The organism is Streptosporangium sp. NPDC002607, from assembly GCF_053592655.1.
Map to the genome: position 1 here is coordinate 25,354 of NZ_JBSFWD010000056.1, position 12,857 is coordinate 38,210.

The 12,857-nt window shown below is 67.2% G+C and carries 11 protein-coding genes and 4 pseudogenes; 9 read left to right on the forward strand and 6 right to left on the reverse strand.

Translation table 11 applies throughout. The annotated features are described in order from the left end of the window. Positions 1-87: 87 nt before the first annotated feature. The 3 genes and pseudogenes from ACWD3H_RS39440 to ACWD3H_RS39450 all read left to right on the forward strand — a co-directional run bounded on the left by ACWD3H_RS39440 (position 88) and on the right by ACWD3H_RS39450 (position 4,313). Entirely contained in the window at positions 88-2,607 is a 2,520-nt protein-coding gene (locus tag ACWD3H_RS39440; protein WP_451958653.1) for an excinuclease ABC subunit UvrA, read from the forward strand. A 491-nt stretch (positions 2,608-3,098) separates the two neighbouring features. After that, complete coding sequence (locus ACWD3H_RS39445) at positions 3,099-3,266, forward strand: hypothetical protein (RefSeq protein WP_451958654.1); 168 nt, start codon at positions 3,099-3,101, stop codon at positions 3,264-3,266. A gap of 205 nt (positions 3,267-3,471) precedes the next feature. Beyond that, positions 3,472-4,313, forward strand: a pseudogene (locus ACWD3H_RS39450) (IS5 family transposase). 21 nt (positions 4,314-4,334) lie between these two features. Here ACWD3H_RS39450 and ACWD3H_RS39455 read toward each other — a convergent pair. Beyond that, positions 4,335-5,210 (reverse strand): NAD(P)-dependent oxidoreductase, encoded by an 876-nt coding sequence (locus ACWD3H_RS39455; RefSeq protein WP_451958655.1) that lies wholly within the window; start codon positions 5,208-5,210, stop codon positions 4,335-4,337. Between the two features lie 120 nt (positions 5,211-5,330). On the opposite strand from ACWD3H_RS39455, the gene ACWD3H_RS39460 reads away from it, so the two are divergent. After that, positions 5,331-5,708, forward strand: coding sequence for a winged helix-turn-helix transcriptional regulator (locus tag ACWD3H_RS39460; protein ID WP_451958656.1), 378 nt, complete (start codon positions 5,331-5,333; stop codon positions 5,706-5,708). Here the strand turns inward: ACWD3H_RS39460 and ACWD3H_RS39465 are convergent. The 3 pseudogenes from ACWD3H_RS39465 to ACWD3H_RS39475 all read right to left on the reverse strand — a co-directional run. Further along, positions 5,709-5,801 (reverse strand): annotated as a pseudogene (locus ACWD3H_RS39465) (IS5/IS1182 family transposase); the annotation flags it as partial. It abuts the gene before it with no gap. A 178-nt stretch (positions 5,802-5,979) separates the two neighbouring features. Further along, positions 5,980-6,261 (reverse strand): annotated as a pseudogene (locus ACWD3H_RS39470) (recombinase family protein); the annotation flags it as partial. Positions 6,262-6,368: 107 nt separating this feature from the next. Next, positions 6,369-6,653, reverse strand: a pseudogene (locus ACWD3H_RS39475) (hypothetical protein); the annotation flags it as partial. 447 nt (positions 6,654-7,100) lie between these two features. Here ACWD3H_RS39475 and ACWD3H_RS39480 point away from each other — a divergent pair. The 3 genes from ACWD3H_RS39480 to ACWD3H_RS39490 all read left to right on the forward strand — a co-directional run bounded on the left by ACWD3H_RS39480 (position 7,101) and on the right by ACWD3H_RS39490 (position 9,223). Continuing rightward, on the forward strand, positions 7,101-7,754 hold the full coding sequence (locus tag ACWD3H_RS39480) for a hypothetical protein (protein WP_451958657.1): 654 nt from the start codon (positions 7,101-7,103) through the stop codon (positions 7,752-7,754). A 175-nt stretch (positions 7,755-7,929) separates the two neighbouring features. Further along, positions 7,930-8,730, forward strand: a complete 801-nt coding sequence (locus ACWD3H_RS39485) for a helix-turn-helix domain-containing protein (protein ID WP_451958658.1) — start codon at positions 7,930-7,932, stop codon at positions 8,728-8,730. 133 nt (positions 8,731-8,863) lie between these two features. Further along, on the forward strand, positions 8,864-9,223 hold the full coding sequence (locus ACWD3H_RS39490) for a VOC family protein (RefSeq protein WP_451958659.1): 360 nt from the start codon (positions 8,864-8,866) through the stop codon (positions 9,221-9,223). Between the two features lie 196 nt (positions 9,224-9,419). Here ACWD3H_RS39490 and ACWD3H_RS39495 read toward each other — a convergent pair whose 3' ends face one another. Beyond that, positions 9,420-9,989: a TetR/AcrR family transcriptional regulator gene (locus tag ACWD3H_RS39495; protein WP_355556038.1), complete on the reverse strand. Its 570-nt coding sequence runs from the start codon at positions 9,987-9,989 to the stop codon at positions 9,420-9,422. Positions 9,990-10,047: 58 nt separating this feature from the next. Then, a complete protein-coding gene (locus ACWD3H_RS39500) occupies positions 10,048-10,407 on the reverse strand; it encodes a DoxX family protein (protein ID WP_355556035.1) in 360 nt (119 codons plus the stop codon). Positions 10,408-10,594: 187 nt separating this feature from the next. Here ACWD3H_RS39500 and ACWD3H_RS39505 point away from each other — a divergent pair, with 187 nt between their 5' ends. Both ACWD3H_RS39505 and ACWD3H_RS39510 read left to right on the forward strand, forming a co-directional pair. Further along, a complete protein-coding gene (locus ACWD3H_RS39505) occupies positions 10,595-10,915 on the forward strand; it encodes a hypothetical protein (protein ID WP_451958660.1) in 321 nt (106 codons plus the stop codon). 369 nt (positions 10,916-11,284) lie between these two features. After that, the gene (locus ACWD3H_RS39510) at positions 11,285-12,829 is read left to right on the forward strand and encodes an OmpA family protein (RefSeq protein WP_451958661.1); all 1,545 of its coding nucleotides are present in this window, start codon (positions 11,285-11,287) and stop codon (positions 12,827-12,829) included. Positions 12,830-12,857: the final 28 nt, after the last annotated feature.

Below are 12,857 nucleotides of genomic sequence, written 5' to 3' on the forward strand. Positions count from 1 at the left end.
CCGCGTAGTGGCGTGATCGGTTTGTTCGGCATGGGTGGGACGCCTGTCCGCCCATGTTCCGCTGTGTTGCGAGAGGGTGGACGAAGGTTGACTGCGTTCGTACGGGACGTCGCGAGTATGGGGTGCGAGGCCATCGAGGTGGTGGGGGCTCGTACCAACAATCTGCGGGACGTGTCGGTGAGCATCCCCAAGGGGCGGCTCATCGCCTTCACCGGAGTGAGCGGCAGCGGCAAGACCTCGCTGGCCATCGACACCCTGCACAACGAGGCCCAGCTGCGGTATCTGGAGGGGCTTTCGCCGTTCGTGCGGCAGTACATCACCCAGCGCAATCGGCCGAAGGTCGACCGCATCCTGGGACTCGGCGCGACGCTCGCGGTCGACCAGCGCCGTCTGAACCGCAACCCCCGGTCCACGGTCGCGACGATCACCGGCATCGACGGGCATCTAGGTCTGCTGTACTCGCGCCTTCCGGGGATCGGCGCGGACCCGGCGGCGGAGAGTGGGGACGGGCATCTGACGACCGCTCATTTCGACCGCAATACGCCGGAAGGGAGCTGTGCGGACTGCCACGGGGTGGGCGGGCGCTGGCAGGCGCAGGAGGACCTGGTCATCACCCATCCGGAGCTTCCGCTCTTCGAGGGGGCCTCGCCCTGGTACGCGAAGTGGCGGTCGGGGGAGCACGCGTTCGTACCGGCGCTTGCCGAGAAGCGGGGTGTGGACCTTGGTCGGCCGTGGCAGTCGCTGCCTGAGGAGTTCCGTCACTGTGTGCTGTACGGCACGGGTGAGGAGAAGGTCGAGGCGACCGTCGACATGTCGAACAAGAAGGAGACGGTCTCGGTGACCTACACCTCGAGTCAGCCGCTGCGGGGCGCGCTCGCCGAGGTGGAGCGGGTGTTCGTGAACGCCCAGACCTCCGGCGCCAAGCAGCGCTACCTGCCGTACATGCGCAAGCAGCCGTGCGGCACCTGCGGCGGCAGCGGGTACGACCAGGTGGCCCGGTCCGTGCGGCTCGGCGGGCTGACCTATCCCGACCTGCTCGAGGTGGAAGTACGGGAGGTGCGCAGCTGGGCGAAGCGCGTGGCGGACGACCTGGACGCCCGGCAGCGCGAGGTGGGTGAGCCGCTGCTACAGGACCTGGGCCGCAGGCTCGGGATCCTCGACCGGCTCGGCCTGGCCCATCTCCAGCTGTCCCGGAGCGCGGCGACGCTATCCGGGGGTGAGTTGCAGCGAACCCGGCTCGCCGCGCAGCTCAGCACCGAGCTGAGCGGCATCGTCTTCGTCCTGGACGAGCCTGGGACCGGACTGCATCCGGCGGACAAGGCGCACCTGCTCGACATCGCCCTGGAGCTACGCAAGGCCGGCAACACGGTGCTCCTGGTCGAGCACGACCCCGAACTGATCGCCCGGGCCGACTGGGTGATCGATATGGGGCCCGGTGCGGGCCGCCTCGGCGGTGAGATCCTGGTATCGGGGCCTCCCGCCGACGCGGCCGCCCACCCGACGTCGCTGACCGGACGCTATCTGGCCGGTAAGGGGCCGCGGCTGCGCCGGACCCGCCGTCCGGCCGGGGATGACACCGGCTGGGTGGAACTGCACGGCCTGCGTGCGCACAACGTGACCGCGGACCTGGTGCGTTTCCCCGCCGGTCGGCTCACCTGCCTGACCGGGGTGAGCGGCAGCGGCAAGAGCAGCCTGCTCGGCGCGCTCGCGGCGAGCGTGGAGGCCGCCCTGAACGGGACGACGACCGACACGGTGCGACAGGTGACCGGCCTCGAGGGGTTCGACTGGGTCGCCGTCGTCGATCAGGAACCGCTTGGGCGGACGCCGCGGTCCAACCCGGCCACCTACAGCAAGGCGTTCGACATTGTCCGCAAGCTGTTCGCCGAAACCGACGTGGCGCGCGGACGCGGGGTCAATGCCTCCTGGTTCAGCTTCAACACGGCGGGTGGCGGCCGCTGCGAAACCTGCACCGGTTATGGCCGCAAGCTGGTCGACATGCACTTCCTGCCGGATGTGTGGGTGGTCTGCGACGCGTGCGAGGGTCGGCGCTACAAGCCGGAGGCTTTGGAAATCAGGTATCAGGGGTTGGCCGTCGATCAGGTGCTGGAGCTGACCGTCGCCGAGGCTGTGGAGCAGTTCTCCGAACCCCGGCAACTCGCGGAAACCCTGGGAGCCTTGAACCAGGTCGGGCTTGGCTATCTCCAGCTCGGCCAGAGCGCCACAGAGTTGTCCGGCGGCGAGGCGCAGCGGCTGAAGCTGGCGTCCGCGATCCAGCGCGGTGCCGCGGGCCGCAAGGCCGGCCTTGTCGTTCTCGACGAACCCGTCTCGGGCCTGCACCCGTCTGACATCCAGCGTGTGGTGGATGCGCTCGATGTGTTGCTCGACTCGGGCAACACCGTCGTCGTGGCCGAACATGACATCCCCGTCGCCGCGTCCGCGGACTGGGTGATCGACCTGGGGCCGGGAGCCGGTCCGAACGGGGGTGCGGTGGTCGCGGAGGGCACCCCGGACGCCGTCGCGACCGCGGACACCCAGACCGCCGGTTTCTTCCGGCGGTACGCGGCGGGCCTGCCGCTCCTGGAAGTGCGGGAAGGCGCGCGCTGCTGAGGGGGCGGGGCGCGTCTTGCGTCACGTCCTGCACTGTCGTCCGCGCCCTCTCCGAGGACGAGCGCCCGCGCCTGAAATCGGCACCGGAGCGCTGCGAGCATCTGGCCGCCGCCGAACAACATGTCCGCGCAGACCTGCGAGAACCCCCGCTACGGCGGTTTCCGTTCCGATTCGCTCCGAGCCCTGTCACCGGAAACGGGCGCACCGTCGTGTTCGACGCCGAGACCATGACGGCCGCCCTACGGCATGCTCCAACTCATCGTCGTGCTCACCCAGTTGAGGTCGTAAGAAGCTGCCCTCAGCCCTCAGCGCCTGACGCTCAAGTCGTTGGTCCCGCGATCAAGCTCGTTTGGGGCTCATGACACGTTTTTTACCGGCCCCCCTTCTAGCTCGCCGAGCACGCCTACGGCCAAATCGGCTACGAGGACAGGACCGCGGCTGAGCTGGCCGATCGGACTCCCGGCGAGCGGCCGGCCGATGCGCAGCTGCTGATGCTCCAGGCGATCTACCACGAGCTGCGCCACGGCCACGACCAGGCGGCCGCGCAGACGGTGGCGCTGGCCGACCACTCGACGGCGTTGAACGAGCACGCAAGCGCCCTGGACAGCGCGAGTCACAGGATGGCGAGCCACTCCGACGCGCTTGACCGCTTCCGCTGACGCGGCGCCGATCTCCGGGCTGCCGCCCACGCCGACCCCGCCGCGTGCAGGCCCCGCTGACCCGCATCGGAAGGGTGGGCGGCGGTAACTCCGCCTATGAGGTCGCGCGGATAGGGGGCGTCTGCCGGGCGAGAATGTAACACAGACACGGAGCCTCAAGATCACGTAGTTGTCTACGCTCCGTGATCGACAACGAGGATCATCCGTGCCCGTCCTGCCATCATGGCTTGCTGAACCGCTGTGGATCCAGTTCGAAGTGCTGCTGCCTGAGCGTCTGACTTACGACCCCGCCCATCCGCTGGGCTGTCACCGGCGCCGAGTCCTGGATCGAATCGTGTTCGACAAGCTCCTGCAGGTCCTGCGGTTCGGCTGCTCGTATGACGCGATCGCCGACACGACCTGCTCGGCCACCACGCTGCGCACCCGTCGCGATGAGTGGATCGAGCTGGGGATCTTCGCCCAGCTCAAGCAGATCGCCCTGGATGCCTACGACCGGATCGTCGGCCTCCTGCTGGAGGACGTGGCCATCGACGGATGCATCAGCAAGGCGCCTGGCGGCGGCGAACTCGCCGGACCGTCCCCCGTGGATCGTCGCAAGCTCGGCATGAAGCGGTCTCTGCCGGTCGGGGGCTACGGCATCCCGCTGGGCCGGGTGCCGGCCCCGGCCAACCGCGACGACTCACCTCTCCTGGCGCCCACCCTGGACCTGCTGGACGACCTCGGACCGCTGCCCGACAACATCACTGTTCACCTGGACGCGGGCTATGACTCCGACAAGACCCGCGACCTGCTGGAAGGCCGTGACCTGACCGGCGAGATCGCTCGCAAGGGCGTCAAAGCCCCCGTGCAGGCGACGCAGCGCTGACACATCGAGCGGACCAACGCCTGGCACAACGCCTTCACCCGGCTGGCGCGCTGCTACGAACGGTGTACATGCGTCATCGAGGCGTTCTTCGACCTGGCCGACGCGGTCATCACCGTCCGTAGCCTCATTCGCCGCGCCTGGCCCCCCACCGCTGGGACGAGCGCCCCACCAGGCGACCATGACCCCACGCCGTCGCGCGAGCTTTAGCCCGGCTGCTTGATGCTCTCGATGATCCGGGCGAAGCCTTCCTCTCCGTGGCCTGCATCAATCTGGCGTTGGATGAGCCTCTGGACCATGGCGACTACCTCGGTGCTGATGCCCTGGTCGGAACTGGCAGCCAAGAGGTCACTGAGGTTGGAGAACTCAAGGCTCTGCTGCCCTTCGACGGTGTAGTTCCCACCGTCGATGACTGCGGCGAACCCTTGGAAGGCACCGGTCATGGCGGTCAGCCAAGGTGTGGCCATGGCAGCGAACTGGCCCGCCGTCACACCGGCCGGCGCAACCATGGCGGCGCCGTGCATGAACCCGGCGAACATGACGTACATGCCCGCGAGTAGGGCGAGGTCGTACAGGGACGCCAGCCCGGCATCCTCACCGAAGTAGGTACTGGTTGCCCATAGGTCGAGCAGCGGCTTGCACTCGTTGAAGACATCGGCCGATCCGCTGTAGAGGATCGATGCCCCAGGCTGGCCGATCATCTGCGGTACGGCCATGATGCCGCCGTCCAGATACGCAACCCCAGCATGGGCAGCCCAGGCGGCCAACTCCCGTGACTGAGCCGGCGTCGTCGTGGTTACGTTGATCAAGGTTCGGCCAGCCAGCTCATTGGAGAGCGGATCAAGCACCTCATGGACCGACGCGTGGTCCAGCAGGCATGCGATCACCAGTCGGCTGGCCCGGACCGCGTCACCGGCCGTGGCAGCGGCCTGCGCGCCCTGCGCCACAAGGTCGTCCGCCTTGCCTAGTGAGCGGTTCCAGACTGTTGTCGCGTATCCGGCCTTCACCAGGGCGCCTGCCAGAGCGCTACCCATCGCCCCCAGCCCGAGAACGCTCACCTGGACGCTGTTGTTGCTTGTCATTCTTGGGGCTCCCCTCGAATTCATCGTTCGGCCAATCCTTTCCGTCACCGGTAGAGTTGACCAGTACGGACTATTTAGTCAGGTACTCACCCGTGGGTAAGTACGTCTTGGAGAGGGCGGATGGCGACATCAGCACGACGAGGTCCCTACTTCTGCGGCATCGACGCGGCGATGGACGTAGTCGCCGGCAAGTGGAAGTCGCTAATTCTCTGGGAGCTGCACAACTACGGGACACGCCGGTTCGCCGAGCTCCGACGCGGTCTGCCGGGCGTCAGTGAGAAGATGCTGATTCAACATCTGCGGGAGATGGAAGAAGACGGGCTCGTGCATCGTGAGGTGTACCGTGAGGTGCCACCGAAGGTCGAGTACTCCCTGACGGAGCACGGCGTCTCGCTCAACGCGGCCCTGGCCCCCTTGGGAAAATGGGGCACCGAACGCATGCAGCGGATCGGGGCCGAAAAGGTCTCCGTTAACGTTGCCGCGACGGTTCGTCGATAGAAGTGAATGGGGCGGACCGTAGATCGGGCGCTGTGACAGCACCACGAATCGGTCCCACAGGGGGTCGGTCAGCCATGATGGCAGTGCAGGCACAGGTATCCCGGCGATCACAGAGCGTCGCAACTCCATGATCACCAGGCTCGGTGCCTGTTCTGCTCCTGAGGTTGACGATCGAGGTGACCGAGCGGCCCGGCTCGGGCAGCAAGGTGCGGGCGGCGGACAGGATGTCCTCGGTGACGACGGTGGGGCGTCCGCCGGTACGGCCGCGGGCACGCGCGACGGCCAAGCCCTCGTGGGTGCCGGCCACGATGAGCTCGCGGATGAACTCGGCCCGGGCGGCGAAGACGTGGAAGACCAGGCGGCCACCGGGGGTGGTGTCGAGCCTCTCGTGCAGCGAGGTGAACCCGATCTCCCGGACGCGCAGGTCTCCGACCATGGTGACGAGGTCGGCCATGGAACGGCCATAGCGGTCCAGGGAAGGAACGATGAGGGTGTCTGAGCTAGGCCTCCCGGGCCGTAGACGGCGGCCGCCGCGTCCAGCCTTTCCAGGAATCGCAGCGTCGCCTCCAGCGAGGCCGGCACCGCACCCGCGGCAGAGGCGACCTTGGCCAGCTGGTTGAGGTTAGCCCCCGCGGCCGCCACCAACCGCCGCGCGGCCAACAACTCCGCCGCGTTCGCGCGTAACTGGCTCGCGGTCGCCGCGTCCCCGGCCAGGCCCGCCTCCACCGAGAAGCGCGGCACGCTCACCCCCGCCCGCCCGGCCCGCGCCTCAACGACGGCCTGCTCGGCATTCGACATCCGCACCGAATGCTTGTGCGGCCGCCCGCCCTGCTGGCGCCGCTGCCGCACCGGCGACCTGCCCGCGCGCTGACGATCCGCGCCCCGATCGTCTTCTGCCGTCACCCGGCCTCCCCCAGCGGAGCGACCCGCCCCCCGGCGGGACATCTCCTCTCAGACGATAGGAGAGGAGATCAACCGGGTGAAAACCCGCAAAGTGATCCGGCGCCGGATCACATATCTTGCTGGTGTTGAAACCGGCTCTCGACCCCGTCGGGCTCGCGAGTCGATGGGTGTCCGTTGCAGTTGAAGGTGTCGTTGTTCGCGTGTGGTTGTCGTTGCTGGTGCCGGTGTTCAGGTTGAGTTGTCGGATTCCGCTTTATCTCTGATCTTGGTGTTGCAGAATGCTTGGCGGCCATGACGGCTTTGCGTGCGCTGGCTGGCGGGCTAGACGCTCCTCACCGACGGCGCGTTCGAGGTCCGGTACGTCGCGGAGGGCGGCGGGTTGTGCGGTGTCCTGTTGGATGAGGCGGGTTGCAGTGCGCGGGTTGGATTCACAGGTTGGCGGGAGGCCGTCCTCACGTGGGGCAGTGCTCGCCGACCGGGTCTGGAGGCGTGATCGAGAAGCGATCGTATGCGTTGACCGCGACCATGGTGGCGAGCTGGATCGTGGTCGTGACCGGACGGTATCTGCTGTGGCTGGAGTACTACGGCCGGATCAGCGAGCAGCTGACCCTTGGGATCGCGTTCATCGTGGCCGTGCTTTCCACGTCGTGGTGGGTGCAGAGACTTGTACGCCGCTGTGGTGACATCCGCGGTTACGTCGCGGTCGGTGCGGCGGTCGTCCTGTGCGCTGCCGTTGTGCTGCTGCCCTGGAATGGGATCTTCGGGCGTACGTGGTTCGCGGTCCATCGCGGCAAGTTCACCGCGCTGGCCCAGCTGGCCAAGGACAGGAAGCTGTCGGCGGACATGCCTTCGGGTGGCTGGGTGCATCTGCCTGATGAGTTCGATGTCCTGCATTTTGATCATCTCAATACGCAGGATGTGCCGATCGAGCTGTATCCCGGACGTGTTCTCATGATGGGTCTGTCGAACGAAGAGGTGTCGGAGAACATGTTCCTCTACATATATGACCAGCCTGACGCCGCGCGGGTAAGTCCCTGTGATCTCACCGCGACCACGTTCGACGATTACTGGTGGTGCAGCCGGCTGAGTGACGGCTGGTGGTGGTTGGCGCGCAAGCCGAACTATCCGGACGTGGACGAATAGGCGCGCGAGGCTGAGCGGGGCCGGTTATCGCAATATCACCGCCGCGACCACGGCGGCTGAGCCCTAGTTGTCGACGCCGCCTGAAAAAAACTGACCCCGTGGCGATGATCACTCGAATTCACCTGCACCACCTCAGCCGTCGTACTGTGCCAGAGTGACCGTGCCCGCTGACCCAATGCCCACCGCCCTGGCGCCCTTCGTGGCGACGCTGGGTGCGTACGAACTTGGGTCCGGCCCGGTCGCCGTCCATCGCGGACTTCCCTCGTCCACGGTGTCGATCACGATCCCCGAGGAGGACTCGCTCGAGATCTCGTGGGTCGGGCGGCCCGGCTCGAGCCAGCGGCGCCGGGCTGTTGTGGCCGGGCTCCATCTGGACGCGGCCGAGCTGAGGCAGGTGGGATGCACGCGCGGGGTGTGGTTGACGCTCAGCCCGCTGGGCGCCGACGCACTGCTGGGGCTCCCGGCGTCGGCGCTGGCCGGGCACATCGTGGATCTCGCCGACGTCGTCCCGGCGATGGCGGACCTGCCGGAGCGGCTTGCGGCCTGCCGGACATGGCCGCAGCGTCGCGCCCTCGTCGCGCAGTCCCTGCTCACCGGCCTCGGCCGGCACGGCGAACGCGCCAACCACCACGAACTGCGATCCGCGATCGCAGCCTTGTCCGGGACCACCCGGGTGCAGGAGGCCGCTTACCGGCTCGGGTGCTCCCGGCGGCACCTGAGCAGTCTGGTTCGAGCCGAGTTCGGGGTGACGCCGAAGGAGTACCAACGGCTCGTCCGCTTCGAGACTGCCCGGGGCCGGCTCGTGGACGCCGCTCGTTCCAGGGGGGTCGGTCTGGCGGCGGTCGCCGCCGCGTCGGGATTCGCCGATCAGGCGCACCTCACCCGGGAGTGGCGGGCCATGGCCGGGTGTACGCCCACTGAGTGGCTACGCGCCGAAGGCCTGGCCGTGCAGGGACCGCCGGTCGGCGACCGGTAGCCAAACGAAGAGCGCGCGTTCAGGTGACACCCCATCCGGGCGCGGTTCGTTCCCAGATGTTCAAGACCCCGTCGGCACCAGGCCCAACGATGGGTCCATGACACCGAACACACACATTTGCCCTCGTCTTATCGTGCCCGACCCAGACCGTGCGTCGGCGTTCTACCAGGACGCCCTTGGCGCCGAGGAAGTGTTCCGTGCTCCCCTGAGCGACGACGGCCGACCCAGCGTCGTTCATCACCGCATCGGTGGTTCGTCCCTCCGGGTCTCCCCGGCCGTCTCCTCGTGGGGGTGGCTCTCACCCGGTGACCTCGGCGGCTCCGCGGTCCTCCTCGAGATCGAGGTCGACGCCCCGGACGTGGTCGGCGAACGCATGATCGCCCACGGCGCCGAAGTGGTCGTGCCGATCGAGAACCGGTCCTACGGCAAGCGTTCGGGCCGCGTCCGTGACCCGTTCGGCCACCTGTGGATCATCACTGGTGGGCTTCGCTGAGGGTGGGCTGGGCGTAGGAGGTGGGCACCCGGTCCAGGCCCGACCCGACCCGGCCGCGGAGCTCTCGGTGGTGCCGTCCATCAGCAGTTCCGCGGCCGGGATCGGGGCTCGGAGTGAATCGGAACGGAAACCGCCGTTAGCGGAGTTCTCGCAGGTCCGGGGCGGGTCCAGATGATCGCGAGCCAGGCCTCGGTGTTCATTTCTGGCTGGAGCTATCCGGTACGAGTGGTAGGAGGATTTCATAGAGGTCGCGAAGCTGGTCAGCGTCGACCGGGGGGAAGACGACAGTTGCTCCAACCGCAAGCAGGTAGGGCAACAGGGCCGCCGTCCGGGCCTCCTCGTCGCTGGCGACGGCTGATCGCCACACCCGCTGGAGTGCAGACAGTCTGGCCTCGTCAAGGCGAGTCTGCACGGCACGCGCATCCGCATCCCATGTCGCCCATGCCCTCAATGCGATATCGATTTCTGGACGATAGAGTCCTGTGCCGCCAGGGCGAACGAGTTTCGTCAGCCGTGCGAGGATTACACGGGCTCCGGCCGATTCCCCGACGTCGGCAATTGCATTCTCGAGAGTTTCGATCGATAGGTGCTCGAAATGGGCGAGAAGTGCTTTCTTGTATCCCTCGGCGCCATCGAAGTGATGGTGGAACGACCCTTTCGACAGGTTAAGTCGAGCGGCGATCCGGTCGATTCGAATCCCTGCTGCACCTTCTTCTGCGAGGACCTTCAGGCCTTCGTTCAGCCACCGCTCGCGTGCCGTGCTCATCCGGCAAACGTACCACCAGGTATGGAGCGGTCCGCGCTCGCCGAGGCGCATGCGAGCTTCATGCCATGAAGCTGTAGAAGCCGACTGCGATGCAGATCAGCAGCATGGCGGTGGCGTTGAGGAAGAGGTTACGGCCGAAGTCTCGGGCCGCGATGTGCATCGCGATGGCGACCATGAAGTAGAGGACGAGCGCAGCACAGGTCGCAGCGCCGAGATACGGAAGCCAGATGCCCAGGATCAGACCGGCCGCGGCGGCGAACTTCAGCGGTGGCATGATCCACCAGTAACGTCGCGGCCAGTTCACGTTTTCGAAGCACTGGGCGATGAACGGAACGGGCTTGATGCACATGACGGCGTCACCGGCCTGGATGATCGCTAGGACGACAACCGGCCAAACCGGATCGGGCAATGCCGACATATCTCTCCTCGGACAATGAGTTGATCACGATGCATTCGGACCATACTATACCGTATGGTACGGTTGTTTTATGAGGACTAGCCTTGCCGGAGCCAGACGTGGGCGATCTTGTCCTCAGCGGCCATCTCGCGGCCGACCGGGCACCGGATGGGCGATGCGCCGGTCCTGCCGCCTATGAGGAAGAGGTGTGCGTGACACGATCGACTGTGCGCGTTTGGGAGAGAAAGAGTGCGCGGCGCAAAGTGGCGCAGTCAGCCACAACGCTGATGTCGGCGGCAGTCCTGATGTGCGCGGCGGAGCTCTCTTCACGACCGCGGCCGCTCAAGCGGAATCAACGCAGCGATTTCAGGTCCGGACCTCGATCGAAGCCGTGTGGGCGCCTTTCGCGAACTACCCCACGCACGAAGGCTGCAGGCAGCGCGAACGCGACATGACGGGCGCTGGAATCGTCATCGACTACAAGTGCGACTGGGACAGCGCTTGGTTGCTACGGGTTCGCATTGAGTAAGTAAGGACCACGTTCGAACGACCGCAGCGCGCCGGTGACGACGAGCTGCCGTAGCTCGCCGTCCCCACTCTGCACGTATTACCCAAGGCCATCCGAAAAAGGGGTCTCTAATGCAAAGAAAGCTACGGGCTGCAGGAGTTGCCGCAGGCCTCGCTGGTGCAATCCCTACCGGGACCAGCGTGCAGGAGTACGCCCCGCACGCGATCGTCAAGTCGGTGATGGACGTGGTGGCTCCGAGCTCGTTCCTGGTGGTGTCGCATGCGCTCGCCGATGCGCGCGGCTGACGGGCGGCACACCTCAGGCCGGGACGTGTGCACCGCTCTCACGCGGCCTGAGCACCAACATTTCGGAACGGATACATTCTCCCCCATGCCTAATCGGATCCTGGCCCTGACCGCCGTACTCACGTTGGCAGCGGCCGGGTGTGGGGTGCTGCCGATAAAGGAAGCCGCGCCCCCGCCCGCCGCCACCACCACGCCGACGTCGAGTGCCCCGGCCACCAGCGCTCCGCCCGCCACCGCCACGGCATCAGGTCAAGACACCCGGCCGGCCCTGGCCGAAACCCGCAGTACCATGACCGAGAATCTCAAGGTCGAGGTCGTCGGCCTCAATAGCGTCAAGGGCAAGCACCTCATCGCCCAGATCCGTCTGTCCAACACCGGCACCGAGAAGCACCTGTCCTGGGCCGGCGAGATGGGCGACCGGACCCGCCCCCTTGGCGAGATCAAGTGGGCCTCCGGCATCGGCGTCCTCGACGCGCAGGCCCGCACCTGGATCCTGCCGTACAAACCCGTCGGCTCCCCGTGCCTCTGCAGCGACCTCGACCGCGACGGCCTCGGCCGCTTCATCGACCCTGGCCAGTCGATCACCGTCTACGCGGTGCTGCCCGCACCGGCGGGCAACCCTGCGACGACCACCGTCGTCACCCCCGTGGGCCCGCCGATGCTCAACGTGCCCATCAGCGACGAAGCTCCGACCGGCGACTTTCCCGACCCCGATGCCGAGCCCGTCACCCCGGTCACCCGCCGCCTCATCCTCCCCTCCGAGTCCCTGGACAAATCAGAGGAGACCGCCGATGACGGCAAGGACCTGCAGGTCAACCTCTCCTCCGACGTGCTGTTCGCGGTGGACAAGGCCACCCTCACCCCCAATGCCAAGACGATCATGGCCCGCACGGCCAAACTCATCGACGCCTCCCCCTCCACCGTGGTGACGGTGGCGGGCCACGCCGACTCCTCCGGCAACGACGCCATCAACGACCCACTGTCGCTGCGCCGCGCCCAGGCGGTGCAGCGCACCCTGTCGGCACTGCTGTCCCGGGACGGGGTCCGCTTCCAGGCCAAGGGGTACGGCTCGCGCCGCCCGCTGTACAACAACGACAGCGATGAGGGCAGGCGCCGCAACCGCCGCGTCACGGTGACCTTCCCCAAACCTCAGCCCGCTGCCCAGGAACCGGTGGCCACGACCTCCCCCGGCGCGACCGGCCTGACCGGCACCACCAAGGCGGACGGCCAGCCCATCGCCATGGAGGTCACGGGCCTGCGCCGGCTGCCCGGCGGCCTCGGCCTGCTCACCTACAAGATCACCAACGGGGGATCGGCCGAGACCTGGTTCAACGACCTTCACCACGCCCAGGACTGGGAGGCGTACAAATACCAGGCCGCAAGCAACGTCCGCGTGACCGACGCCGCCGCCCGCCGCCAGTACCTGCCCGGCCGCCTGGAGGTCCCCACCGACGACGGCGTGGACTCCTACTGCGCATGCACCGACGTCTCCGGCGTCCGCATCAGCACCGAGAAGTTCGCACCGGGCCAGACCCGCCAGTTCTGGAACCTCTTCGCCCTGCCCGACACCGCCGACACCCTCAAAGTCAAGATCGGCCCGTTCCGCGACCTCCAGGTCCCCATCCAGTAACGGCCGGGGGGATGCGGCGATCGGCACA